General features: G+C 67.1%; 19 protein-coding genes. 10 read left to right on the forward strand and 9 right to left on the reverse strand.

Annotation, left to right across the window (positions count from 1 at the left end; genetic code table 11):
- The first annotated feature begins 59 nt into the window (after window positions 1-59).
- The 4 genes from K7W41_RS12450 (at window position 60) to K7W41_RS12465 (ending at window position 5404) form a co-directional block, all read left to right on the forward strand.
- Window positions 60-1157, forward strand: coding sequence for a carbohydrate ABC transporter permease (locus K7W41_RS12450; protein ID WP_224608898.1), 1098 nt, complete (start codon window positions 60-62; stop codon window positions 1155-1157).
- The gene (locus K7W41_RS12455) at window positions 1154-2689 is read left to right on the forward strand and encodes a carbohydrate ABC transporter permease (RefSeq protein WP_224608900.1); all 1536 of its coding nucleotides are present in this window, start codon (window positions 1154-1156) and stop codon (window positions 2687-2689) included. The genes K7W41_RS12450 and K7W41_RS12455 overlap by 4 nt, the downstream gene beginning before the upstream one ends.
- 44 nt (window positions 2690-2733) lie before the next feature.
- On the forward strand, window positions 2734-4629 hold the full coding sequence (locus K7W41_RS12460; protein WP_224608904.1) for an amylo-alpha-1,6-glucosidase: 1896 nt from the start codon (window positions 2734-2736) through the stop codon (window positions 4627-4629).
- A gap of 157 nt (window positions 4630-4786) precedes the next feature.
- Window positions 4787-5404: a hypothetical protein gene (locus K7W41_RS12465; protein ID WP_224608907.1), complete on the forward strand. Its 618-nt coding sequence runs from the start codon at window positions 4787-4789 to the stop codon at window positions 5402-5404.
- Between the two features lie 237 nt (window positions 5405-5641).
- On the opposite strand, the gene K7W41_RS12470 is transcribed toward K7W41_RS12465, so the two are convergent.
- Window positions 5642-6430 (reverse strand): enoyl-CoA hydratase-related protein, encoded by a 789-nt coding sequence (locus K7W41_RS12470; RefSeq protein WP_224608910.1) that lies wholly within the window; start codon window positions 6428-6430, stop codon window positions 5642-5644.
- Window positions 6431-6476: 46 nt separating this feature from the next.
- Here K7W41_RS12470 and ruvX point away from each other — a divergent pair, with 46 nt between their 5' ends.
- Window positions 6477-6920 carry a Holliday junction resolvase RuvX gene (gene ruvX / locus K7W41_RS12475; protein WP_224608913.1) on the forward strand — a complete coding sequence of 148 codons (444 nt, stop codon included), beginning with the start codon at window positions 6477-6479 and terminating at the stop codon, window positions 6918-6920.
- Window positions 6921-7028: 108 nt separating this feature from the next.
- On the opposite strand, the gene serS is transcribed toward ruvX, so the two are convergent.
- A complete protein-coding gene (gene serS, locus K7W41_RS12480) occupies window positions 7029-8306 on the reverse strand; it encodes a serine--tRNA ligase (RefSeq protein ID WP_224608916.1) in 1278 nt (425 codons plus the stop codon).
- 40 nt (window positions 8307-8346) lie between these two features.
- Window positions 8347-8640, reverse strand: a complete 294-nt coding sequence (gatC, locus tag K7W41_RS12485; RefSeq protein WP_224608918.1) for an Asp-tRNA(Asn)/Glu-tRNA(Gln) amidotransferase subunit GatC — start codon at window positions 8638-8640, stop codon at window positions 8347-8349.
- A gap of 103 nt (window positions 8641-8743) precedes the next feature.
- On the opposite strand from gatC, the gene K7W41_RS12490 reads away from it, so the two are divergent.
- Entirely contained in the window at window positions 8744-10207 is a 1464-nt protein-coding gene (locus tag K7W41_RS12490) for a serine hydrolase (RefSeq protein WP_224608920.1), read from the forward strand.
- Window positions 10208-10294: 87 nt separating this feature from the next.
- The gene (locus K7W41_RS12495; RefSeq protein ID WP_224608921.1) at window positions 10295-10870 is read left to right on the forward strand and encodes a BsuPI-related putative proteinase inhibitor; all 576 of its coding nucleotides are present in this window, start codon (window positions 10295-10297) and stop codon (window positions 10868-10870) included.
- Window positions 10871-11045: 175 nt separating this feature from the next.
- On the opposite strand, the gene K7W41_RS12500 is transcribed toward K7W41_RS12495, so the two are convergent.
- Window positions 11046-11330 (reverse strand): DUF427 domain-containing protein, encoded by a 285-nt coding sequence (locus tag K7W41_RS12500; protein ID WP_224608922.1) that lies wholly within the window; start codon window positions 11328-11330, stop codon window positions 11046-11048.
- Window positions 11331-11566: 236 nt separating this feature from the next.
- On the opposite strand from K7W41_RS12500, the gene K7W41_RS12505 reads away from it, so the two are divergent.
- Window positions 11567-14629 carry an alpha-amylase family glycosyl hydrolase gene (locus tag K7W41_RS12505; protein ID WP_224608923.1) on the forward strand — a complete coding sequence of 1021 codons (3063 nt, stop codon included), beginning with the start codon at window positions 11567-11569 and terminating at the stop codon, window positions 14627-14629.
- A 68-nt stretch (window positions 14630-14697) separates the two neighbouring features.
- Here K7W41_RS12505 and K7W41_RS12510 read toward each other — a convergent pair whose 3' ends face one another.
- The 3 genes from K7W41_RS12510 to K7W41_RS12520 form a co-directional block, all read right to left on the reverse strand.
- Entirely contained in the window at window positions 14698-14988 is a 291-nt protein-coding gene (locus K7W41_RS12510) for a hypothetical protein (RefSeq protein ID WP_224608924.1), read from the reverse strand.
- A gap of 27 nt (window positions 14989-15015) precedes the next feature.
- Complete coding sequence (locus K7W41_RS12515; protein ID WP_224608925.1) at window positions 15016-15921, reverse strand: hypothetical protein; 906 nt, start codon at window positions 15919-15921, stop codon at window positions 15016-15018.
- 136 nt (window positions 15922-16057) lie between these two features.
- On the reverse strand, window positions 16058-19453 hold the full coding sequence (locus tag K7W41_RS12520; protein WP_224608926.1) for an eCIS core domain-containing protein: 3396 nt from the start codon (window positions 19451-19453) through the stop codon (window positions 16058-16060).
- Window positions 19454-19641: 188 nt separating this feature from the next.
- Here K7W41_RS12520 and K7W41_RS12525 point away from each other — a divergent pair, with 188 nt between their 5' ends.
- Together K7W41_RS12525 and K7W41_RS12530 are read left to right on the forward strand one after the other, a co-directional pair.
- Window positions 19642-20280: a DUF47 domain-containing protein gene (locus tag K7W41_RS12525; protein WP_224608927.1), complete on the forward strand. Its 639-nt coding sequence runs from the start codon at window positions 19642-19644 to the stop codon at window positions 20278-20280.
- Window positions 20281-20300: 20 nt separating this feature from the next.
- Window positions 20301-21299, forward strand: a complete 999-nt coding sequence (locus K7W41_RS12530) for an inorganic phosphate transporter (protein WP_224608928.1) — start codon at window positions 20301-20303, stop codon at window positions 21297-21299.
- Window positions 21300-21922: 623 nt separating this feature from the next.
- Here the strand turns inward: K7W41_RS12530 and K7W41_RS12535 are convergent.
- Together K7W41_RS12535 and gatB are read right to left on the reverse strand one after the other, a co-directional pair.
- Entirely contained in the window at window positions 21923-22561 is a 639-nt protein-coding gene (locus K7W41_RS12535) for a hypothetical protein (RefSeq protein WP_224608929.1), read from the reverse strand.
- Between the two features lie 109 nt (window positions 22562-22670).
- On the reverse strand, window positions 22671-24098 hold the full coding sequence (gatB, locus tag K7W41_RS12540) for an Asp-tRNA(Asn)/Glu-tRNA(Gln) amidotransferase subunit GatB (protein WP_224608930.1): 1428 nt from the start codon (window positions 24096-24098) through the stop codon (window positions 22671-22673).
- Window positions 24099-24110 lie beyond the last annotated feature (12 nt).

Consider the following 24110-nt stretch of genomic DNA (forward strand, 5'->3'; position numbering starts at 1 on the left):
GCCACGTCAGGGGCGCCCGGGGCCCTGACGCCTCTCCCCTGCCCGGCTGGAGGGCCCCTATGCGCCAGCACCGCTCGCAGACCCCGACCGCCTACCTGTTTCTCGCGCCGTTTCTGATCACCACGGCCATCTTTTTCTTCTATGCCTTTGGGCGGGCGCTGTACTACTCGTTTACCGACTTCAACCTGTTCAACACGCCGAAACTTATCGGCGTGGCCCCCTACGCCGACGTGCTGGGCGATCCGTCGTTCCGCCGGGCCCTGGGCAACAGCCTGGTGTTTGCCCTGGTGACCACCACCCTGCAGACCATTGGCGCGCTGCTGATGGCCGTGGCGCTGAACAACAAGATCCGGGGCATGGGCTTTTTCCGTTCGGCGTGGTACATGCCCAGCATCACGTCCTCGGTGGTCATCACGCTGATTTTCCTGTGGTTGTTTCAGCGCCGGGGCATCGCCAACTACCTGATCACCCAGTGGCAGGCGTACCAGCCCCTGATCCTCACCTTTCTGGGCACGCTGCTGGCCCTTCAGGTGGGCCAGGTGCTGTGGGAGCGCGCCCGGCGCCTGCCCGCTGGCTGGCTGGACCCCGCGCTGGCGGCGGTGAGTGCCCTGGGGGCCCTGGCGGTCACGGGGCTGCTGGCCTGGACCGGCGTGGTGGGCGCGCGTGAGGTGGCCCCCTTTGACTACCAGTACTTTGCCGACAAGTGGATCGAGGTGGGCGGGGTGCGCGTGCTGAGCGTGCCGCTGCTGGTGGTGATCATTCAGAACACCTTTACCACCATTCCCACGCTGATGCTGTTTTTCCTGGCGGGGCTGCAGAACATTCCCGGCGCGCTGTACGAGGCCGCCGATATTGACGGCGCCACCCCCTGGCAGAAACTGACGCGCGTGACGGTGCCCATGCTGCGCCCGGTGACCTTTTACGTGGTAACCGTGGGATTGATCGGCACCATGCAGATGTTCGATCAGGTGGCGGTGATCGGCAGCGCCGCGCCGCCCGATACGCTGGTCACGCTGGCGTACTACGTGTACACCAACACCTTCAAGGCCGGGGCCGCGCCGGTGAACATGGCCTCGGCGGCGGCGATCATCCTGGCCCTGATCATTCTGGCGATGGTCTTTGTGCAGCGCCGCTTTTTTCCCTCGGAGGCCACATGACCGCTGCGCTGCCGGGCACCCCGGCCCACCAGACCCCCCAGGCCCGCGACCGCTGGCTGGCGCGGCGCCGCTGGGCCCGCGCGGGCTGGCTGTACGCCTTCATGCTGGTCATGAGCTTTTTCTTTCTGGGTCCGTTTGTGACCGGGCTGCTGAGTTCCCTCAAAGACAACCCCAACGAGTACCCGCCCACCCTGAAGATTCCGCAGCTGACCCCGCAGTTCATCACGCGGGCGTGGCAGCTGGGCGTGCAGGGCGGGGGCGACGGCTGGCAGGGCGGCCTGAGCCCCGGACGCAGCGTGAGCTTTGAGGTGAGCGTGCAGTCGCCTGCCGGCGCGCCGCAGACCCCGCCCACCGTGGCCCTCTTTCCCTACCAGCCTGTCAGTCTGGTGGCGGTGGCGCGGCAGGCCCAGGCCAAGGACTACGCGGCGATCACCACCGAGCCGCTGGCCCAGCGCGGCGACGTGCGCACCTACCGCGTGACGGTGAAAAGCCCGGTGCTCACCCGCCAGACTGGCGACCCCGTCCGCGCCGTGCTGGTGGCCCCAGACGCCAATCTGCGTGCCCGGCTGCCCGGGGGCGAGGTGGTGCCTGTGGTGCTGGACACCCCCGAAGCCCAGGCCAAGCAGTACGAACTGAACGAGGGGCAGGCCGTGGAACTGGTGCGTGGCCCCGGCGGCTACGCCCTGCGCGGGCCCCTCTTCGAGCGCACGCCGCTGCAGGTGGACGTGGTGCGCGGCCAGAGCATCGTGGGCAGCACCCTGCCGCCCAGCGACCGCCAGAACTTCGGGCGCTCGTTCGCCTACCGCAACATCACGCCCGGGGTGCTGGGCTACACCTTCAACAACTACCGCCGGGCCTTTAACGAAACCCGTGACGGCAAGAGTGGCCGCAGCCTGTTTTTCAGCTGGGTCATGAACTCGTTCCTGTACGCTTTCCTGCGGGTGGCGGCGGCCGTGGTGTTCTGCTCGCTGGCGGGCTACGCGCTGGCCCGCATGCAGTTTCCCGGCAAGAACCTGATTTTCCTGGGGGCGGTGCTGTTCGTGCAGATGGTGCCCACCCAGGTCAATCTGGTGAGCAACTACGTGCTGCTCAAGGACCTGAACCTGCTGAACATCTGGGGCCTGTGGCTCTCGGGGCTGGTGGCAGCGGGCGGCGTGTTCCTGATGAAACAGTTTTTTGAAGGGATGCCGCGTGAACTGGAGGAATCGGCGGCCATTGACGGCGCGGGCACCCTGACCACCTTCTTCCGCGTGATGCTGCCGCAGGCGGGCCCGGCCCTGATCGCCCTGGCGATCACCCAGTTTCAGGGCGCCTGGAACGACTTTTTCTGGCCGCTGGTGATTCTGCGCGAGAACACCAGTTTCACCCTCACGGTGGGCCTGTCCAACTTCCGCGAACTGTACGGCGGCCAGGGCGACTACGGCCTGATTCTGGCCGGGGCGGTGCTCAGCGCCATTCCGGTGATCATCCTGTTTGTGGTGTTCCAGCGCTACTTCGTGGACACCGGGGCCGACAGCGCGGTGAAGGGCTAGGCGCGCGCCGCTGCCCCCTCCCTTTTCTTCTTCCAAGGACGGTCATGCTCAACACCCGCACGGTTCTTAAAGACAACGACCTTTATCTGGTGGGCGACGCCCAGTACGTGGTGGCCCAGGGCGAAAGCGGGCTGTACCGCCGCGACACGCGGGTGCTGTCGCGCTACGAGTGGCGCCTGGACGGCCAGCCGCCCCAGCCCTTGCTGCAGCAGGAACGCGCCCCCTTCTGGCTGCACGAGCAGGCCGCCAACGCCAACGTGGGCTACACCATGAAGGTGGGCCTGCGCCGCGACCTCACCCTGAGCGCCACCGAACTGCGCGACACCCTGCAGGTCACCCGCTACCGGGGCCAGGGCCCCCACGAACTGAAGCTGTACCTGGGCGCCGATTACCTGGATATGTTCGAGGTGCGCGGCTGGCCCGGCGGCCTGGGCACGCGGGCGGTTAAGGCCCAGGCCACCGCCCAGGGCGTGACCTTCGCATATGCGGCGGGCGACGGCCTGCGCAGCCGCACCGTGGTGCAGGCCAGCCTGCCCGCCACCTGGGACGGCGAGGCCCTGGTCTGGACACTGCCAGACGCCCACACCCAATTGCAGGTGAGCGTCTTTCCCCTGCAGGACGATGAGACGCCTACCCCCGGCGACCCGGCGGCGCTGCTGGCCGAATACCGCGCCCTCACCGAGAGGCTGCGCGCCCAGGTGCGGCTGCCCGACCCCGCCGACCAGCAGGTGCTGGAGCGCAGCGTGGCCGACCTGCGCAGCCTGAGTTTTCAGACCGACCACGGCGCCTTTCCGGCGGCGGGGCTGCCCTGGTTCGTGGCGCCCTTTGGCCGCGACTCCATGCTGATGGCGCTGATGGTGCACCGCCACCTGCCCGAGCTGGCCCGCACGGTGGCGCGCTACCTCGCCGCCCACCAGGGCGTGCGCCACGACCCCGTGACCCTGGAGCAGCCCGGCAAGATTCTGCACGAACTGCGGGTGGGCGAGCTGACACGCCTGGGCCACACCCCGCACCGCCCCTACTACGCCACCGCCGACGCCACGCCGCTGTTCGTGTGGCTGGTGGGCGAACTGGCCCAGGCCGACCCTGCGCTGGCCCACGACCTACGGCCCCACTGGGAAGCCGCCCTGTCCTGGTGCCTGCACGACGGCGACCCCGACGGCGACGGCTTTCTGGAATACACCCCGGACCCCAACGGCATCACCAACGCGGTCTGGAAAGACAGCGGCGACTCCACCTTTACCGAGGACGGGGTGGATGTCAGCGGCCATGTGGCAGTGATCGAGGTCCAGGGCTACGCCTACGCGGCCTACCGCGCGGCGGCCAGCATGTACCGCCAGCTGGGCGAACCCGGAGCCGCCGAGGCCTGGGACGCGCGGGCCCTGGCGCTGCAGGCGGCCTTTCAGCGGGCCTTCTGGTGGCCGGAGCGCGGCACCTACGTGCACGGCCTGAACGGCGATAAACAGCCGCTGCGGGTGCTGGTGAGCAACGCGGCCCATACCCTGTGCACCGGCATCATTGCCCCGCCCTACGCGGCGCAGGTGGCCGCCAGCGCCCTGGGCCCGGAACTGTGGAGCGGCTGGGGCATTCGCACCCTGGGCACCGGGGAGCGGCGCTACAACCCGGTGTCGTACCACAACGGCAGCGTGTGGCCGCACGACACTGCCCTGGCGGCCCTGGGCATGGCCCGCTGCGGCCTGCATGCCCAGGCCCAGCAGGTGGCCCGCGCCCTCTTTGACGCCGCCCGCGCCGCCCCCGACCACCGCCTCAGCGAACTGTTTGCCGGCTTCCCCCGAGAAGCCCACACGCCCCCCGTCCCCTACCCCGCCGCCTGCCACCCCCAGGGCTGGGACGCCGCCATTCCCCTGGCCCTGTGGCCCCTGCTGGCCGGCAGCGCCGACGCCGTCCCCCAACCTCCCGAGGCGGTCGCTAGCCCCTAACCCAGACGGGAAAATGGCTCATGGCTCATGGCTCATGGCTCATGGCTCATGGCTCATGGCTCATGGCTCATGGCTCATGGCCCAAGGTCTGCCCCCGTTAAGGTTTTCTGCAGCCCACCCGGCCCAACCTCACCTGCTGCGGGCGCACACTGCCCCTATGCTGGACAACATTCTCAATACCGTCAAACGGGGCGCCGAGCGGGTGCAGCGCCGGGGCGAAGAGGTGGCGCACGCCGCGCGGCTGCGCATGGAAATCTTTCAGCTGGGCCGCGAACTCGACGCCCTGTACGCCCGCCTGGGCCGCTCGTACCACGCCGGGGCCCCGGCTGACGTGCTCTCTGGCATTCAGGAAGAGGTGCGGCGCCTGGAAGACGAGATTCGCGCCCGCGAGCGCCTGATGGCCGAGCTGAACACCGAGCCTGAGCCCGCCGCCGACGCCGCCCCGGGGGGCCTGAGCCCCAGGCCCGCCACCCCGCCGGGCGCCGCCACCGAGCCCACCGTCCCCGACGCCATGCCCCGACCCCACCACCAGGAGGCCACCATGACCGACCGCGACCCCTACGTGACCCCCGCCGACCACACCCCCGACGAGCGCCCGGCCGGCGTGCCCACCACCCCCGACCCCACCATGCAGCACAGCGACAAGCGCCTGGAACCCGGCGACCACCGCGCGGGCGTGGCCCTGGAAGGCGAACGCGAAAAGCAGTTCCGCCACGACAACACCATCGAAGAAGGCAAGATGGCCAGCCGCAACCCAGACCCGTTGGACAAGTAAGGGGGCAGGGGCCCAGGCGTCCAAGCGGGCGCCTGGGTTTTTTTGTGGCACAGAGGTGAGTCGAGAGGTCGAGCCGTCGAGGGGTCGGGAAACACCCGGTGCAGGGCCCTTCTGTGGTTCAGGCCGCCTGTGTCGTTCTGATGGGATTGAGCGCCGCCCTTTCCACTTCAGCCCAAGTGGTGCACCAGCCCCCACCCCCTCGACGCCCCGACGTCTTGACCCCTCGACGTCCTGGCCCTACCCCTCTTCCCGAATAAACTGCGCCGGCCGCTTGGCCCGGAATGCCTCCACGCCTTCCTTGTGCTCCCAGTGATCGCCCGCCACCTGCTGCAGAATCGCTTCCTGGTCCAGGGCCTCGTCCAGGGTGCTCGTCTGGGCGGCCACCAGGGCCTGTTTGGTCAGCTTCAGGGCGTGGGCGGGGCGGGCAGCCAGGCGCTCGGCGTAGGCCTGCACGTCGTCCGCGAAGGTCTCGTCGGGGAACACATGCTCGCACAGGCCCAGCTTCAGGGCGTCGTCGGCGCGCACCCGCTCGGCCAGGGCCATCAGCTCAAAGGCGCGGTGGTAACCCACGATGCGCGGCAGGGTCCAGGTGCTGCCGGAATCGGGAATCAGGGCAATGTTGGAAAACACCTCAATGAAGCTGGCCCCCTGCGCCCACAGGCGGATGTCGCCGGCCAGGGCGAGGCTGGCCCCCGCGCCCGCCGCCACGCCGTTCACAGCAGTCAGCACCGGCTTGCCCAGCCCCCTGATGGTGCGGATCAGAGGGTTGTAGGTGTGGTGCAGGTGCTCGGTGAAGGTCATGTCGCGCCCGGCCACGTCGCCTAAGTCCTGTCCGGCGCAGAAGCCGCGCCCGGCCCCGGTAATCACCACCACGCGCACGGCCTCGTCCTCGTCGGCCTGCTGCAGCTCCCGGGTCAGGGTCAGCAGCAACTCGTCATTGGCAGCGTTCAGCTTGTCGGGGCGGTTCAGGGTCAGGGTCAGGACGTGCGCCTTGAGCTGGGTGCGGATGACGGGCTCACTGGTCATGGGCCCCAGGGTAGCGCCCGAACAGTGCCCTGCTACACTCCGGGCCGTGAGTGATCCCGCGCCGCCCGTGGTTCTGGCCCTGGATGTCAGCAAGTCGCGCATTGGCTTTGCGGTGAGCGCCGGGCGACTGGCCTTCGGGCGCGGCAGCGTGGACCGCAAGCGCCTGCCCCTGGACCTGAAGGCCGTGCGCCTGAAAGTCGAGGATGCGGGCGCCACGCTGCTGCTGCTGGGCTTGCCCCTGCGCACCGACGGCGCCCCCAGCCCCGCCGCCGACCGCGTGCGCGCCTTTGGCCGTGTGCTGCAGGAACGCGGCTACCGCGTGGCCTACCAGGACGAACGCTTTACCACCCGCCGCGCCCGCGACCTGGGCGCCGCCGATGAGGATGAGGCCGCAGCAGTGCAGATTCTGGAGCTGTACCTGTTGGGTCAGGAAGGGGAACAAGACGCCCTAAGCGGGGATGGGACGGCGAGCCGGCCAGACCAGGGATAAAGAGGCTCTGAGCTCTGGGCACACCAGGCCAGCGTTCCCGGCCAGCCATACGAAAAAAGCAGACAGCCCGCAAGCCATCTGCCCTTTGCCTTCTGCCATCCGCCTCTTCTACCTCACGGCCCGCCCCAGCACCGCCTTGCCCCCCAGATACGGGCGCAGGGCTTCGGGCACGCGGACCGTGCCGTCGGCCTGCTGATGGTTTTCCAGCAGGGGCACCAGAATGCGCGGCACCGCAATGCCGGTGTTGTTCAGGGTGTGGGCGTACAGCAGCTTGCCGTGTTCGTCGCGGTAGCGCAGCCCGGTGCGCCGCGCCTGCCAGTCGCCCAGGTACGAGCACGAATGCGTTTCGCGGTACAGCCCCTCGCTGGGCACCCAGGTCTCCAGGTCGTACATGAGCACTTTGCCGGCCCCCATGTCGCCCGTGCAGTTCTGCACCACGCGGTAGGGCAGTTCCAGGGCCTGCAGCAGGGCCTCGGCGTTGCCCAGGATGGTCTGGAACCAGCGCAGGCCCTCGGCCTCGTCGGCGCGGCAGAGCACGTACTGCTCCACCTTGCGGAACTCATGCACGCGAATCAGCCCGCGCACGTCGCGCCCCGCCGACCCCGCCTCGCTGCGGAAGGCCGCGCTGATCGCCGCGTAAGTGACCGGCAGCGCCTCGGCCGCCAGTTGCTCGCCCGCGTACAGGCTGTTCACCGGCACTTCGGCGGTGCCCGCCAGCATCAGCTCGTCGCCTTCAATCTTGTAAACCTGATCCTCGCCGCCGGGGAAATGCCCGCTGCCCACAAAGGCGTCGGGGCGGGCCAGCGCGGTGGTGGACAGGGGCGTGAAGCCGCGCCCCGCCAGGAAATCCAGCGCGAAGGTCAGCACGGCCATTTCCAGCATGACCGCCTCGCCCTTGAGCAGATAACTGCGGCTGCCCGACACCCGGGCCACGCGCTCGGGGTCACTCCAGCCTTGCCTGTCCAGCAGTTCTACATGGTCCAGCGGCGCAAAGGCAAAGGCGGGCGGCGTGCCTTCGCGGCGCAGTTCCACGTTCTCGCTGTCGTCCTTACCCACCGGCACGCTGGGGTGCGGAATGTTGGGTACGCGCAGCAGCAACTGCTTCAGGCTGTCCTCGTGGGCGCGCAGGGCGGGTTCCAGGGCCCTGATCTCCTCGGCCAGGTCCTTGCCCTTCTGAATCAGGCCTGGGCGCTCTTCGGGGCTGGCCTTGGGCACCAGCTTGGCGTTGGCGTTGCGCTCGGCCTGCATGGCCTCCACGCGCTGCTTGAGTTCCACCAGTTCGCGGTCCAGGCGCAGCAGCTCGTCAATGTCCAGGCTCAGGCCCTTGACCTGCACGGCGTGCTTGACGGTGCCGGCGTGTTCACGGATAAATTTCAGGTCCAGCATTATCGCGCTCCCCGGCACGCTGTGAGCTGAAGGCCCCGCATCAGTCCTGCTCCACGGTGCGCGGCACGCGAATGTGGCCGTCGGGCAGGTGCTCGGGGGCCAGGGCCATGACCACCTCGGGGGCGAAGACCTCGCCGGGCACGTCGTCCCGCAGCACGTTCACCAGGGCCACGGGGCGCTGCATCTCGGCCACGCCCTCTGTGTCCAGTTCGTTCAGCTGCTCGAAGTACCCCAGCACGCGCCCCAGGTCGTCCGCCATCGCTGCGCGTTCCTCCGGGGTCAGGTGCAGCCGCGCCAGCTGCGCAAGATGAGAAATCTGGGCCGCGTCAATCATGCCGCGAAGTATAAAGCAGGGTCCGGGGCGGCTGGGGGCGGGGTCACGGGGGGCTGGTCACAGGGCCCGGAACCCGGGCGCGCGCCCCCGCGTAGCTCCTGATATGCGCTTTCTTTCCATCGTCCCCGCCGCCCTGACCCTCTCGCTCTCTGGCACCGTGGACGCCCAGGCCCCCACCCCCGCCCAGGCCGTGACCCGCGTGCTGAGCGGGCAGGCCCAGGAGGCCGACTTTGCCCCCAGCTTTCTGGCACAGGTGCCGCTGGCCACGCTGAAGGCGGGGTTAGAAAACATCCGCCGCGAGCTGGGCAGCTTCCAGCGCCTGCAGGACCAGGGCGGCACCCTGCGCGCCGTGTTCGAGCGCGGCGAGCTGATCGTGTCGGCCCTGTCGCTGGATGCCCAGGGCCGGATTGTGGCGCTGCGCTTCAGCTCGCCCACCCCGGACAGCGTGACCGCCCAGCGGGAAGCGGTGCTGCGCGCCCTGTTCGTCACGCCGCTGGACCCCGCCCTGTTCACGCCCGAATTTCTGCAGGCCGTGCCCCCTGCCCAGCTGAGTGCCCTGCTGGACAGCCTGCGCGCCCAGTTCGGCACCCTGCAAACCGTCGCCCTGGCCGGCGAGGGCGCCACGCTGACCTTCTCGAACGGCAAGGTGCAGGTGCGCGCCCTGGCGCTGGACGACCAGGGCCGCATTGAGGGGCTGCTGATCGCCCCGCCGCGCCCCGAGGTGAAGGTCACCACCCTGGACGAGGCCCGCGCCGCCTTTGCGGCCCTCCCCGGGCAGGTGAGCGTGCTGGTGCAGGAGGTGGGCGGCCCGGCCCGTCTCAGCCTGAACGCGGGCCGGCCGCTGGCGGTGGCCTCGGCGTTCAAGCTGGCGGTGCTGGGCGAGTTGCAGGCGCAGGTGCAGGCCGGGCGCCTGAAGTGGACCGACGAGGTGACCCTGCAAGACGCCGACCGGGTGTTCTCCAGCGCCGCGCTGGAGAAAGTGCCTGCGGGCCGCCGCCTGACCCTGCAGGAACTGGCCGCGCAGATGATCTCGGTGAGTGACAACACCGCCACCGACCTGCTGCTGCGGGCGGTGGGCCGCGAGGGCGTGGAGCGGCGCCTGGGCGTGCGCGTGATGGTCAGCACCCGTGAGGCGTTCATCCTGAAAAATCCTGCCAACGCCGAACTGCTGCGCGACTACCGCGCCGCTGGTCTGAATGAGCAGGCCCGCCGGGCGGTGCTGGCCCGGACCGCCGCGCTGCCCCTGCCCGCCCCCGAAACCTGGCCGGACGGCCCCCAGGCCCTGGACGTGGAATGGTTCGTGAGCGCCCCGCGTCTGTGTGCCCTGATGGCCGAGGTGGCCGCCCTGCCCGCCACGCAGCTGAACCCCGGCGTGGCCCAGCCCGGCACCTTCAAGACCGTCAGCTACAAGGGCGGCAGCGAGCCCGGTGTGCTGAACCTGACCACGCAGGTGACCACGGCGGCCGGGCGTACGTACTGCGTGGCCGCCACCTGGAACCACACCCAGGCGCTGGACGACGACCAGTTTATTGGCCTGTACAGCGCCCTGCTGGACCTGCTGCGCTAGGGGGGAGCTGGGCACAGGCCCAGAAACCCTCACGCTTTCTTCAGCGGGGCTCACGCAGCGTCAGGCCCGCAGGCTCAGAGTGGGGCCATGACCCCACGTCTGCTGCTGACGGCCGCCCTGCTGGGCGCGTCCCTGGCGCACGCCCAGGTGAGCATCTTCAACATTCCGGCGCTGCCCCCAGGGAAATCGGCCCCGGCAGCGCCGGCCCCCACCACGCCAGCGGCGCCGGGTACCGCGACGCCAGGAACAGGGGCCACCACGCTGCCCACTGCGGGCGCGTCCCTGAACATTCCCCACCAGGCCACCTTGAATGGCCCCGGCAGCCTGAAGGCGGGTGAGGCCGCCACCTGGACCTTCGACCTGAGCAACCAGGGCGAGCAGCCTATTCGCCTGGAGCACGGTGCCTGCGACGTGCGCTTTGAAGTGCTGAACGCCGCCGGGCAGGTGGTGCGCGGCAATCCCCGCGACACCCTGTGCACCATGCAGATCGTGGTAACCGAGGTGGCCCCGGGCGAAACCATGGACGTGCAAACGATCCGCTGGGACGGCCGCGACAGCCAGGGCCGCGCGCTGCCCGCCGGCGAGTACACCATCCGTGCGGTGTTCAGCGGCGCGGGCGTGCGCATTGCCGCTGAGCCCTTTATGGTCACCCTGGAGCGGTAAGGCAAAGCGGCGGGCAGGTGGAGAGGGCGACGTCCCCTTTCCCCTGTCCGCGCTTTGTGGTTGTACCGAGCGGCGGCCTGTTCCACCCACGGGTGCCCCAGCAGCCCACGCCCCCCAAGGCACTTCAGCACTTCTGAAGGGTCTGGCCCTTCAAGGCTCTGGCGCAGCCCACTCTTCAGTCTTCAGTGACCCGCACGCCCTTCCAGAACGCCACGCGGCCCTGAATCTGGCGGGCGGCGTCCTTTGGGGCGGGGTAAAACCACGCGGCATCTGGGTTCTCCTGGCCATCCACCAAGAGGCTGTGGTAACTGGCCTCGCCCTTCCAGGGACAGGTGGTGCGGGTGGCGCTGGGTTTCAGGTACTCGGCCCGCACGCTGTCGGCCGGAAAGTAATGGTTGCCTTCCACCACCACCGTGTCATTCGACTGGGCAATCACCGCGCCGTTCCACATGGCTTTCATGCGGCCCAGCGTAGAAAAGTGCGCGCGCCGTGACCGTCAGACCGGGTGCAATCCGGGAACATCTGGGCGAGCACACAGGGTGACCGAACGGCCACCTGTGATGAAGCCTGCCCCTTGTACCACCAGCCACGCGGCCACAGCCTCCTCCCGCGCCATCACAGCCGCCCATCTGCACGGGTCGTCTAACCTCAGCCCATTGACTTTCGGAAGCGCTTCCTCGTTCAATGTTGAGACACATGAAACGCTTCCAGATGCTCGGGCGCGCTGGCGCCCTGACGGCCCTGACCCTATCCCTGGCCGCCTGCGTGCCGCCGCGCACGCCGGATGCCGGACCGCGCGCGTGGCAGGACGAGGTCATTTATTTCGCCATGACCGACCGCTTTGCCAACGGCAACCCGGCCAACGACAACGGCCCAAACCGAAATGCCGGGGACCGCGCGGACCGCACCAATCCGCTGGGCTGGCACGGCGGTGACTTTGCGGGCCTGAAGGCCAAGATTGAAGAGGGCTATTTCAAGCGCATGGGCTTTACCGCCATCTGGGTCAGCCCGGTGGTGCTGCAGGTGCCCGCCATCAACACCGGCAGCGGGCCCAACCAGGGCAAGCCCTTTGCCGGCTACCACGGCTACTGGGCCGAGGACTTCAAGAAGCTCGACCCCCATTTCGGCACGCTGGACGAGTACAAGGCCCTGATTGACACCGCCCACAAAAACGGCCTGAAGGTCATTCAGGACATCGTGGTGAACCACGCCGGCTACGACGCGACGCTGACGAAAACCAACCCCGACTGGTTTCATACCCAGAGCGATTGCGCGGCGTCGAGCAACAAGACCACCGACTGTGATCTGGCAGGCCTCCCGGACTTCAAGCAGGAATTGCCTGCCGTCACCGCCTACCTGAACGATTTCGTGCGCTACTGGCAAGGCACCACCGGCATTGACGGCCTGCGCATAGACACCATGAAGCACGTGCCAGACGCCTACTGGAAGCAGTTCTTCGCGGCAGGCGGCGCGGGGGACCCGGCGAAGGTGTGGTCAGTGGGCGAGGTCTTTGACGGCAACCCCTCGTATCTGGCCCACTTCATGGACGACCTGGGCTCGCCCAGCGTCTTTGACTTCGCGCTGTATTTCGCCATGAAAGACCACCTGACCAGCGCCGGCGGCAACCTGGACCGGGTGGCCGACGTGTTCGCCCAGGACGGCGCCTACCGCGACCCCACCCGCCTGACCACCTTCGTGGACAACCACGATGTGCGCCGCTTTGTCTCGGAAGTCACCGAGCGCGGCGGCAGCGCGGCGCAGGCGGCCGAGCGGCTGGATATGGCCCTGTCGACCATGTACTTCTCGCGCGGCACGCCCAGCGTGTGGCAGGGCACGGAATACGCCCAAAGCGGCAAGGGCGACCCCTACGATTACCCGCTGGGCCAGGGCAACCGCGAGGATATGGACTTCAGCAAGCTGGCCGGCAGCCCCCTGGATGAGCGCCTGGGCGCCCTGGCAAACGCCCGCGCCACCTACCGCGCCCTGACGCGCGGCGCCCAGCAGGAACTGTGGCGCCCGAACGGCGGCGCGCCTGTGCTGGCCTACCGCCGGGTGGTGGGCGGCGTGACGGGGCCGGCCGGGCAACCCGTGGTGTTCGTGGTGAACGGCGGCGACACGCCCGTGGACTTGAGCACCCTCAGCGGCGGCGGCATTCCGCTGCTGGGCACCTTTGCCGGCACCGCCCTGACGGAAGTGACGGGCAAAGCCCACACGCTAAGCGTCAGCGGCGGCAAGCTGGTGGGCAGCGTGCCCGCGCGCAGCGTGCTGGCCGTGACCGCCCCGGCGGGCGCGGGGGCCAGCGGCACCGTGAACCCGGGCCTGCCCGAAGTGGCGGCCCTGAGCGTGAAGGCCGGCGACAGCGCCGCGCAGCTGTCGTGGACGCCGAGTACCGATCCCAAGGTGAGCGGCTACCGCATCTACGTGAAACAGGGCGCGGGCGCCGAGCGGCTGGTGAACTTCGCGCCCCTTGCCCGCGATCAGGGCAGTTTCCTGGTGCGCGGCCTGACCAACGACGCGAGCACCACCTTCCGCGTGGTCACGGTGGACGCCAGCGGCGCCGAAAGCCGGGGCAGCGCGGTCAGCGCCACCCCCAGCAGCAAGAACACGGTCAAGGTGACCTTCACGGTGGACGCCCGCAGCCAGGGCAACGGCCCCATTGAACTGCGCCGCTTCGACACCGGCCAGCAGCTCGAACTGCCCATGACCCAGACGGGCCGGGGCCTCTGGAAGACGGAAGTGGAGCTGCCCCTGTTCCGCGAGATCAAGTTCAAGTTCGGCAACGACGGCCCCGGCGCCAGGAACAGCGGCTACGAGGGCCCCGGTCAGGGCGACCGCGTGTATGTGGCCGGTACAAACGGCAACGCGTACAGCGGCACCTACGACTTTATTGACAAGCCGGTGCCCGCCGCCACCATTGAAGGCAAGGTCACGGGCGCGGGGCAGCCCCTGAGCGGCGCCCTGGTGGAAGCCACCACCGCTGACCCCAGCCTGAACTACGCCCTGACCTTCAGTGACGGCACCTACACCCTGTTCGCCCCGGCGGGCACCCACACCCTGAAGGCCAGCGCGGGCGGCCATCTGGATGCCACGCGCAGCGCTGCGGCCCCGCAGACCGGCGCTGACCTGAACCTCAGCCGCGACACCCGCACGAAGTACACCATTGACGGCAACCTGAGCGACTGGACTGCCCCCAAGGTGACGGTGCAGAGCCCGAATGCGGGCGTCTTCGGCCCGGACAACAACTGGCTGACCCTGCGCGCCGACAGCGACGCCCAGTATCTGTACCTCGCCTACACCTACCGCGTGGCGGGCAACAGCGCCATCCTGTACCTGGACACCGGCGCGGGCGGCGCGGCGCAGGCGGACAACTTCGAGGCGTGGCGCCGGGCGGCCACCTTCAGCGGCGGCGTGAATGGCGTGGACGCTTTCGTGGCCCGCTATGAGAACCAGCCCGCCCAGCTGCGGCGCGTGGCCAGCGCCACCAGCACCCCGGAGGTGAACGCCGCCGACTACTTCCAGGCCAGCAGCGGCACCCTGCCCGAACAGACCGTGGAACTCGCCATTCCCTGGACCGCCCTGGGCCTGAGCGGCGCGCCGGCCGGCGGCGTGAAGGTCATGGGCGGCATCTTTGGCGGTGACGGCTACGGTGCCGGCGACATCATCCCCGATGCGGGCAGCACACCCGCCGGCGCCAACACGATTGGCACCGACGGCGAGCAGCGCCGCGCGACCTTCACCGCGCCGATCACGGTGCCTTAAACCATCTGCTTAGAGGGAAGAGCGGCGAGGGGCCCAGGTGGCATTCCTCGCCGCTCTCCCTTTGCCGTTCAGGACGCCGTGCCCGTGCGCAGGTAGTCCAGAATACCTTCCACATCGGCTGGGGCCAGGTTCTCGGTCAGCCACCCGGCGTCCACATGCCGGCCCTGGGCACGGGCGTTCAGCACCTCGGCCAGGGCGCCCAGTACAGCGTTCATCAGCTCGGTTTCGGGGGCGTCGTCGCCGGCCGCTGCCAGCCGCCGCTCTTCAGCCAGCGACAGCGGCAGGCCCGAAAAGGTCAGGTCGTTGATCTCGAAGGGCGGCTTTTCGTTGAGGTGGCGGCCGAATTTCACTTGGGTCATGGGGACTCCTCTGTGGGGGTGAAGGGGTTATGCCTGGGGGCGCGGCTGCTGGCGCAGGTAGGCCGCTCTGGCCTCGCGCAGCCACGCGGTGTCCGGGGCTTCCTGCACCGTGGTGAGGTAATCCAGCAGGGCGTCGTGGATGGCCTGCAGCTGCGCGGTGAAGAGGTTCAGGGCGTCGGTTTCCGGCGAAACGTAGAACTTGTTGCAGATCAGCAGGCGCTCGCGGTCAATCAGGAAGCAGATCTGCCGGTGCCGCAAGGCGACGGCATTGATGAGGTCGAGAATCTGCTCGCGGTGCTGGTCGTAAAGCCCTTCGTAATCGCGTAAGTCGTACGAGATGATGACGGATTGACCATCTCCAGTCTTTTGAAGCCCGAGAGGAAGACCACCAGTATCAAACGACACGTAGTTGCTCGCTTGTGACGTTATCTGATCTCGTTTGATCTGAGTCATGAAGTGCCGAAACGCTTCCCATGAGGTCAAGAACGTTCTGCCGTTCAAATAAGGGCGGAAATGGCCGACCTTGCTCTCTGGCTTGACCTTAAGTAGGAACAACTTAATATGATCAAACATCTTATCAAGAACGTCTTGAGGAGTGCCGTTGTCCCAGAGATAGACGGTCCTTTGAACGAGCACTATGCCATTTTGAAGTTGGACGAGGGAGAAATAGATATCGAACTCTTCCTCTATAGATAGCTCTATGGAATTTCTCGAAGTCTGAGTCTCTAGAGTCAGCGTTCCCTTTTCGCGACTTTGCCGAAAGACCAGAGCCACATCGCCTCGCCGCCATATTCTCCGGTCCTCATCCAGAGTTTCCAACGCCAGCTGACGCTCCCTGGCATAGGCCTCCAGCAGAGCGAAAGGCTCCCCTCGAAATGGCGCAGGAAGGTCCTTAGGTTGACCGAAGATGCCCCGCAGCATTCCTTTCAACATGCCATTCTCTGATTTATCTGAACACAGACTTCATAAAAAGTCATGTCAAGCATAGATGCTCCTTCTTCATATCCATTCTTTAGCTTCTCCATAAGACGCCGTCGATGTCTTTATTTATCCGTCAACCTAATTGACATCACGGAGCAGACACTTCATGTAGGTCTCCCCCTATAACATTGCCGAAGGTGCCACCGAAATATTTCAACCAACTGTCAAAGCCGGCCAGCGCTGGCAGCCCACCCGGCTTACTGCGGGCAATTTCTGGAGAGAAACCCGTGATGCCTTGTATGCCAGCATCAATATAATTTTCCGGTTTACGCAGTTCCTTGCCGGTTTCACTGAAGGCACGCGGTAACGCTTCACGCCGGGCCTTCTCATCGGTGCTGGCCGTATTACTCTTGACGTTGAGGCTCAGTTTGAGCCCGGCAAACTTGGTGAATTCCTCTGCCAAAGCGCTTGCACTGTGTCCCAGTCCCTCAGCGAGGCCCCCCTGCTGGAATGCTCTCCAGGTTGCGCCCGTCTTCTGGGCCACGTTGGCGACCATCAGGCGAGGGCCAGAGAGGGCGGCCATCCCCGCCTTACCTGCAACAGTCGTGGCATTGCCAAAAAGCCCCTGCTTCGCCTGTTGCCACATACTGCCCCGGGCCGCCGAATAAGCTGCCCGCCGCAACTGTGGATTAACTTTCCAGGCCGCCGCTATCAAGTCCTCTTGCGAATTGGCCTTGAGTTCGTTGAAGAGCGCTTGCCGAATCTTCTTGGCACTGGCGCCCGGCATATTCAGGCGCTGGCGAGCCAGAATCAGTCCCATTGGGCTGTTCAGCTCTGCCTTAATCCGTGCCCGAGCGACGCGGTTGACGGTTTGTCGCAGCACATCTGTTCCAGCAAGCAAGGTTCCCACATCACGCTGCCCAATGCCGCGCCAACCGGCGTTGCCCAGCATGTCGTGCCGTACGCCTGCACGGACACTGGCCGCGATGCTCTGGTTGTACTGCTGCACACCCTGGCGGGTGGCCTGCCAAACCTGGGCGATTTCCTGGCTCAGTTGCTGTCGTGTATGGGTCACACCGGTGACGGACCGGCCTGCCAACCGCGCTGCCCTCTCGCTTAAACCCGCCCACCCCGCACCCATCACTTTTCCAGCCATTTGCCCCACGCCGCCTGTATACTTCACCGCGCTGCCCACGCCACGAGCCACGGCGCCACCCACCACCCGCGCTGCCGGCCCCAGGAAAGCGCCCAACAGGCCGTCCACCGCCATGGTCGAAGCACTGATCCCTGTGGTCCATTTGCGGTTCTTGTACTTTTCTGGGTTGGCCTTCTTGAGGACTGCGGTCTCGGCCAGAGAGCCGGCCACGCCACTCGCCACACCGGCGGCGGCCAGCACAAGGGGCAGGGCCATGCCGCCCGTCCCAATCACCGCCACCACGCCCACAGCGATGGACGCTCCAAATTTGGCCAGGATCGCGGCCCCTTCGGGCGAGCGCACCCACTTCCAGGCGCCAGCCACTGTTTGCCCTGCTGCGCTCTTCTTGACTTGCTCCCACTTCGCGTTGGCCCAGGCCATGGCCTGCTTGGACTTCTGCACCACGGCCACTATGGCGTCCTTCTTTAACTTGCCAATACTGCCGGCCAGCTGCTGCAGAGGCATGGTAATGCGCTTGCCGGCCTGTGCCATCCTGGCGAGCTGTTCGCCACGGTACGCCTTGTCGGTGGTGAAGCGGTGGATGTTGCCGCCCACCTGCGCGAGTTGCTTGGCCATTGGGGTCTGCGCCAACCGCTTGAGCGCCTTGCCCCGGTAAGCCGGATCGGTGGCGAACTTCGTGGCGCTTAGGCCCAGGTTCTGCAGGTTCTGCACGGCCGCACGGCCAGTCTTGGCCAGCCCCTTCAGGGCCTTCTGCGCGGGGGCAGGCAGCGATTTGGCCGCTGCCCGCAGCGTGCGGTGCAGACCAGCTTTGGCCTGCTTGACGAGCTGCGCGCGGCCCTTGGCCGTGCCCAGCTGCTGGGCGGTGCGGCCCACCCGGGTGGCTACCTGGGAGACCGCTGCACGCGCCTTTTTGGACAGCTGCCCCACGCTGCTGAGCAACTGGGCGGCGCGCGGCAGGCGTTTGCCCAGGGTCTCCCCGGCACGCTTGACGGCGCCGCGTGCAGCGGCCATACCTTTGCCCAGGCCCGCACGCACGCCAGCCACCTTCTTGGCCGCCTTCTTGATGGTGGCCCGAATGGGCGCCGGCATCTTCCGGGCCAGGGCGCGCAGGGCCGCCTTGCGGGCCGCCGGATTGGTCACTGTTTGGACCACCTGCTTGACCGCTGCCTGCGCCTTCTTCTTCAAGGCCTTGAGCTTGTCCAGGGGGTTAAACCAGCGCTGAATGGTGGGGGCCTCGGCCAGCCGCTGCAGGGGCTGGGGAGAACGCACCTGGGTCAGCGCCCCGGGCCGGTGCCGCGCGTGCTGCGTCCCAAAGCGAGGGCCCTGGGCGAGCTTGGCACCCATCGTCCGGGCTTCAGCTTCAAGGCCAGCATCGGGGTCGATCCCAGTGCCCACACGCCCTTGCGACTGTTGCACGGTGTGGGTCACTTCATGCGCCAGCAGTTCCAGGCCAGATTGGCTGTTCGGATTGAACTTCCCACTCTGGAAAAAGATGTCACTGCCCGTCGTAAAGGCCAGGGCATTGACCCCCTTGGCCAGCGTGTCCGCTTCCGCATCATCGTGAATACGAACACGGGACAGGTCATGGTTTAAGCCTTGTTCGAGGTGGCGTTGAATCGCTTCGGGCAGAGGATTCCCCGCACCTCGTCGGGCTTGAATGCGCTGCAAGACGGGTTGTGTCGCTTCCGCATCCAGTTCCGCCAATTGGCGCTGCAAGCTCTGACGTTGGGCAGAGGTGGCTGATAGGGCTTCTTCAGCTTCATATCGTTGCACGGCTGTGTCGACCGCCCGTTGGAGCGCGAGTCGTTCCCCAGCCGGGACCATGCCCAGCACCACGCGACTCACTGGCGCACTGATTTCATGGCGTTGCAGCGTCGCCAAGTGTTCGCCGTAGGTGTCATACCGGGCCTGTGCTGGGCCTCGGTCTGAACGGAAGCCTTGCACCAAGGTATTCGCCACCTGCCGTTGCAGCGCCGTGAACTGGGCATATTGCCGTGTATCCAGGGACTTGCCTTCGATCTGCTCCGCTTGGTGGCGCATCACCGTCACCCAGTCGGCGGGGCTCTGGGGCTTGGCCGGCACGGGCTGGGCTTGCCGCTGAATCGGTGCAGCCTCGACCTGGGGCAAGGTGGCCAATTGCTCGCTCACCGCTTGGCGCTGAACGTGCAGCCGTGCCACCTCCTGCTGTTCCAGCCCTGAGGCCCGCAGCACTGGCCCCGCCGCTTGCCGCTGCACAACAGTCGAGGTTGGATTCAGGCGCCGCAATTCCTGGGCCAGACGCTGCAACTTCAGCGTGGCCAGATCGGGCGCGGGAGCAAGAACTTCAGTGACCCGGCGGCGTGCCGCAGTGGGCCCAGCCGGGTGCTGGCGGTGCAAACGTTCACCCATACCCGTGCATCTTAGAGAAAGCGCCGGTCAAAGAAAGCGCAGGTCAGCAACGGGCGTCTGCCCGCGCCTTCTGTTTCCGTTTACACTGGGCCCAGTGCAGGAGGCCATCCCACATGCCTCCTGCTTCTCTTTGTTCGCCGGAGCTGACATTCCCATGACACTCGGGCGAAACAGTCGGGAGGATTGTCATGGTTCTGTCTAAATTCATGCCCAGCAACCCCAAGTTCAGCGAAAAGTTTGCCGCCGCCGCGCGCAACGCGCACGCCACCGCGCAGGCCCTGGTGGACCTGCTTGAGCATTACACCGATGTCGAGGCCAAGGTGCAGCGCGTGCGCGACCTGGAGCACGAGGGTGACCGCCTGACCGACGAGATCACCAACCTGCTGGCCGAGTCGTTCATTGTGCCCTTTGACCGCGAAGACATCATCAGCCTGAACAGCGAGCTGGACGATCTGGTGGACGACATGGAAGACGCGGCCGTGAAGCTGAGCCTGTACAGCATTCAGCAGCCGCTGCCCCAGATGGCGCAACTGGCGCGTGTGGTGGAGCAGCAGTGCGCGCTGCTGGCCCAGGGCATGCCGCTGATTGAGCAGAACAGCAAACTGGCCGAGCTGACCCGCATTGCCAAGGAAATCCGCGCCCTTGAAGACCAGGGCGACGCCATCAGCGATGAGGTGCAGCGCCACCTGTACGACGGCGTGACCGACGTGCCCGGCATGATCCGCGCCATGCGCAGCGGTGAAATCGTGGCCCTGATTGAAGACGCCAGCGACCAAGCGCAGCGCGTGGCCAAGACCGTCGAGAGCATTCTGCTCAAGAACGCGTAAGGCGAAAGGGCCCTTTCAATATGGATACGGCTCTGATTGGCCTGATCGTCATCGTGGCGCTGGCCCTGGTCTTCGACTTTATCAACGGCTTTCACGACACCGCCAACGCCATTGCCACCAGTGTGGCCACCAAGGTGCTCACCCCCGCCCAGGCCATTGCCATGGCGGCCGTTCTGAATGTGGTGGGCGCGCTGACCGGCACAGCGGTCGCCAAGACCATCTCCAAAGACATCGTGCCGCAGCAGTACGCCACCCTGGAACTGGTGGGCGCCACCCTGATCAGCGCCATTGTCTGGAACCTGTTCACGTGGTGGAAGGGCCTGCCCAGTTCCTCCAGCCACGCGCTGGTGTTCAGTCTCGTGGGGGCGGGGATCGCGGCCGGCGGCGTGGGGATCATCATTCCCAAGGGCGTGCAGAAAACGTTGACCGGCCTGGTGACCAGCCCCGCGCTGGGCTTCCTGGTTCCGATTCTGCTGATGTTCCTGCTGTCGTGGCTGGTGCTGCGCTGGATGAAGCCCAGGGTGGTCACGCGGACCTTCCGCACGCTGCAGATTTTCAGTGCCGCGTTCATGGCCTTTTCGCACGGCGGCAACGACGCGCAAAAGACCATGGGGATCATCACCTTCGCGCTGGCGGCCTACCTGAACACGGAAATCGAGATTGTGCCGCTGTGGGTGATTCTCTCGGCGGCGACGGCCATGGGCGCGGGCACTGCGGTGGGGGGCTGGCGCATCATCAAGACCATGGGCTTCAAGGTCGTGGACCTCAAGCCGGTGGACGGCTTCGTGGCCGAAACCAGCGCCGCGCTGATCATCGAAACGGCCAGCCGCCTGGGCATTCCGGTCAGCACCACCCACACCATCTCCACCAGCATCATGGGCGTGGGTACCACCAAGGGCTTCAAGAAGGTCAAATGGCAGGTGGCCGGGCGCATCGTCCAAGCGTGGATCTTTACCATCCCGGTGTGCATCGTGCTGGGCTGGGTGGTGCACAAGCTCATTCTGGCGACCGGGGTGTAAGTCGTAGAGGGAGCAGCAGGGGGTCAGCGGCGCGCCGGCTGGCCCCTTGCCATTGGGCCCTGGTGGGGGCGATGTGGGGGCCGGGGGGCATGCTGAGGCATGGTTTGGAACAGGTGGCCCCGGGGCCGAGGTGGGCCGGCACCTGGGTGCACCTGCGCGTGTGCATGACCTGCGGGCATGTGGGCGGCTGCGACCCGTCCAAGAACAAGCACGCCACCCGGCATGCCTGGGCCAGCGCCCACGCCCATGATTTGCAGCGCCGAGCCGGGGAAAAGCTGGGCCTCCTGCGACGAGCACCTGTGGGCGAAGTGGGGCGCGTTGAGAGCCGTTGACCTAAAGATGCTGTTGGGTCTCGATCCCCGCCCCTCGTGGGACTCGCAGCGCTACGCGGTAGCGAGGGCCTCGCGCCGCGAGGAGTGAGGGGGTTCTATTGGTCAACCGCTCTCAAGGGGCCACAAAGGACCCCAGCGCCCTTGCGCGTGCCCGGGGCAAGGTGATGGCAGCACTTAGGCAGAGTTCTGGTCGCCAGCAGGCCAGCGGGGTCTGGTCCTGCGTCCTTCTGGCAAGCCGTCTCTTCCTGCTTCGGCATTCAGGGGTGACCAGCGGCACTCAACAGCCTGTTCTTAAACGCGGGGGGCTGCGCGCAGGGCCTGCAGCGCCAGCAGCGCCGCCGCCACGTCCAGCGCCGCGTGCAGGCCGTACACCAGCAGGTCGGCGGCCGAACGGGGACCGCCCAGCCCGGCCACGGGCACCATGTTCACCACCCCAATCGCCAGACTCATGGCGGCGCCCACATTTAGCCACGATGCCAGCGCGGCCCGGCCAGCCAGGTCCAGGGGGGCAGAGGCAAAACGCGCCAACGTGCCGTACACCGCGTTCTTGGCCAGAATGAAGCCCAGTTCCACCGTCGCCAGGGCGGTCAGGGCCACCGGGTTGGCGTCGGGGACGGCGCCGCCCGCATACAGAAACACGCCCATCAGCCACAGCGCCAGCCGCAGGGCGGTCAGCCAGGGAAACAGGCCGCGCAGGGAGCGCAGCACGCCGTCATCATCCTCGGTTTTCAGGGCCTGGGCGTAGCGGGCAAACACCTGCGTCCACCACACCAGCACCAGCGCCGAGATCAGCGTGCGCAGCGCGCCCAGCCAGCCGAATTCCGAAAGCGGCCAGCCGGACCACACGGCGTACGCGCACAGCCCGAAGGTGGCCGCCACCTGCGCCCACAGCGCTGCCAGCGCGGCCGTGCGCCAGCGGGGGGCGGTCATGGGGCCCCTGCGGGGGGTCTAAGGGTCAAAGGGTCTGAGGGTCTAAGGAGGTAGGGCGCCAAGGCCCTTAGACCCTTTGACCCTCGACCCTTAGACCTCTCCGACCCCCTCACAGGCCCAGCTTCGCCTGCAGGCGCTCGCGCACGACTTCGGGTTTGGCCTTGCCGCCGGTGGCTTTCATCACGGGACCGAACAGGGCGTTCATGGCCTTGGCGTTGCCGGCGCGCACCTTTTCCACCGTGGCGGGGTCGGCCTGCATGGCGGCGTCAATGGCGGCGTCAATGGCAGCGGTGTCGGTCACCACGCTCAGGCCGCGTGTGCGCACCAGTTCGCGCGGGTCGTGGCCGCCCAGCACGTCGGGCAGCAGGTCCTTGGCGACCCGGCCGCTGATGGTGCTCTCGTCAATCAGCGCCACCAGGGCCGCCAGATGCGCGGGCTGCAGCGCGCTGCTGTCCACCGTCTGCCCCTGGGCGGCCAGCAGGCCCGAAACGTCCCCCAGCAGCCAGTTCGCCAACTTCTGGGCATCGGGGCCCGCACGCATGGCCTCGTCGTAAAAGCGCGACAGGGCGACGTCGTGGCTGAGGGTATGGGCGTCGCCGGCCCGCACGCCCGCCGCCAGATACCGTGCCTGTTTCTGGGCGGGCAGTTCGGGCATTCGCGCGCGCACCTGCGCGATCCAGTCCGGGGTGATGTCCAGCGGCGGCAGATCGGGTTCGGGGAAGTAGCGGTAATCGGCCTCGCCTTCCTTGGTGCGCATCAGAAAGGTTTTCTGGCCGCCCTCGTCCCAGCCCAGGGTGTCCTGGGTGATGCGCCCGCCCCCGGCGAGCACCCGCGCCTGCCGGGCGGTTTCGTATTCGATGGCGCGCGCCACCGAGCGGAAGGAGTTGAGGTTCTTGACCTCTACCTTGGTGCCCCAGGGCTCGCCGGGGCGGTGCAGGCTGAGGTTCACGTCGCAGCGCATCTTGCCTTCCTCGGGGGCCGCGTCGCTGACCCCCAGCGCCTGCGCAATGGCCTGCACGCTTTCCAGAAAGGCGCGCGCTTCTTCAGCGCCCGTCAGGTCGGCCTCGGTAACCATTTCCAGCAGGCTGGAGCCGGCGCGGTTGAGGTCCAGCATGGAATAGGGCGCGTAGGTGGGGTGGGTCAGCTTGCCCGCGTCGTCTTCCAGGTGCGCGCGCTTGATGCGGATGCGCCGCACCTCGCCGCTCTCCAGGGTCACGTCCAGAAAGCCGTCCCGGGCAATGGGGCGGTCGTACTGAGAGAGCTGAAAATTCTTCGGCGCGTCCGGGTAAAAGTAGTTCTTGCGGTGAAACTGGGTGGGCCCCGAAACGTCGCAGTTCAGGCCCAGGCCGAACATCATGGCGAGTTCCACCGCCTCGCGGTTCAGGGTGGGCAGGGTGCCGGGCAGGCCCAGGGTGTAGGGGTCGGTAAAGGTATTGGGCGCGGCGCCGTGGTAGTCCTGCGGGCAGGCGCTGAAGATCTTGCTTTTCGTCTTCAGCTGCAGATGCACTTCCAGCCCAATGACCGCCTGATACGCCATGCGGCCGAGCAT

Source organism: Deinococcus multiflagellatus, from assembly GCF_020166415.1.
GTDB classification, from domain to species: Bacteria; Deinococcota; Deinococci; order Deinococcales; family Deinococcaceae; genus Deinococcus; species Deinococcus multiflagellatus.

Coding starts and splice junctions, on each gene's coding strand:
- K7W41_RS12520 (WP_224608926.1), bottom strand. CDS start 19,453: ATGGGTGAACGTTTGCACCGCCAGCACCCGGCTGGGCCCACTGCGGCA.
- K7W41_RS12490 (WP_224608920.1), top strand. CDS start 8,744: ATGCGCTTTCTTTCCATCGTCCCCGCCGCCCTGACCCTCTCGCTCTCT.
- K7W41_RS12510 (WP_224608924.1), bottom strand. CDS start 14,988: ATGACCCAAGTGAAATTCGGCCGCCACCTCAACGAAAAGCCGCCCTTC.
- K7W41_RS12515 (WP_224608925.1), bottom strand. CDS start 15,921: ATGTTGAAAGGAATGCTGCGGGGCATCTTCGGTCAACCTAAGGACCTT.
- K7W41_RS12460 (WP_224608904.1), top strand. CDS start 2,734: ATGCTCAACACCCGCACGGTTCTTAAAGACAACGACCTTTATCTGGTG.
- K7W41_RS12525 (WP_224608927.1), top strand. CDS start 19,642: ATGGTTCTGTCTAAATTCATGCCCAGCAACCCCAAGTTCAGCGAAAAG.
- K7W41_RS12470 (WP_224608910.1), bottom strand. CDS start 6,430: ATGACCAGTGAGCCCGTCATCCGCACCCAGCTCAAGGCGCACGTCCTG.
- gatC (WP_224608918.1), bottom strand. CDS start 8,640: ATGATTGACGCGGCCCAGATTTCTCATCTTGCGCAGCTGGCGCGGCTG.
- K7W41_RS12465 (WP_224608907.1), top strand. CDS start 4,787: ATGCTGGACAACATTCTCAATACCGTCAAACGGGGCGCCGAGCGGGTG.
- K7W41_RS12530 (WP_224608928.1), top strand. CDS start 20,301: ATGGATACGGCTCTGATTGGCCTGATCGTCATCGTGGCGCTGGCCCTG.
- K7W41_RS12450 (WP_224608898.1), top strand. CDS start 60: ATGCGCCAGCACCGCTCGCAGACCCCGACCGCCTACCTGTTTCTCGCG.
- serS (WP_224608916.1), bottom strand. CDS start 8,306: ATGCTGGACCTGAAATTTATCCGTGAACACGCCGGCACCGTCAAGCAC.
- K7W41_RS12505 (WP_224608923.1), top strand. CDS start 11,567: ATGAAACGCTTCCAGATGCTCGGGCGCGCTGGCGCCCTGACGGCCCTG.
- K7W41_RS12495 (WP_224608921.1), top strand. CDS start 10,295: ATGACCCCACGTCTGCTGCTGACGGCCGCCCTGCTGGGCGCGTCCCTG.
- gatB (WP_224608930.1), bottom strand. CDS start 24,098: ATGGCGTATCAGGCGGTCATTGGGCTGGAAGTGCATCTGCAGCTGAAG.
- K7W41_RS12500 (WP_224608922.1), bottom strand. CDS start 11,330: ATGAAAGCCATGTGGAACGGCGCGGTGATTGCCCAGTCGAATGACACG.
- K7W41_RS12455 (WP_224608900.1), top strand. CDS start 1,154: ATGACCGCTGCGCTGCCGGGCACCCCGGCCCACCAGACCCCCCAGGCC.
- K7W41_RS12535 (WP_224608929.1), bottom strand. CDS start 22,561: ATGACCGCCCCCCGCTGGCGCACGGCCGCGCTGGCAGCGCTGTGGGCG.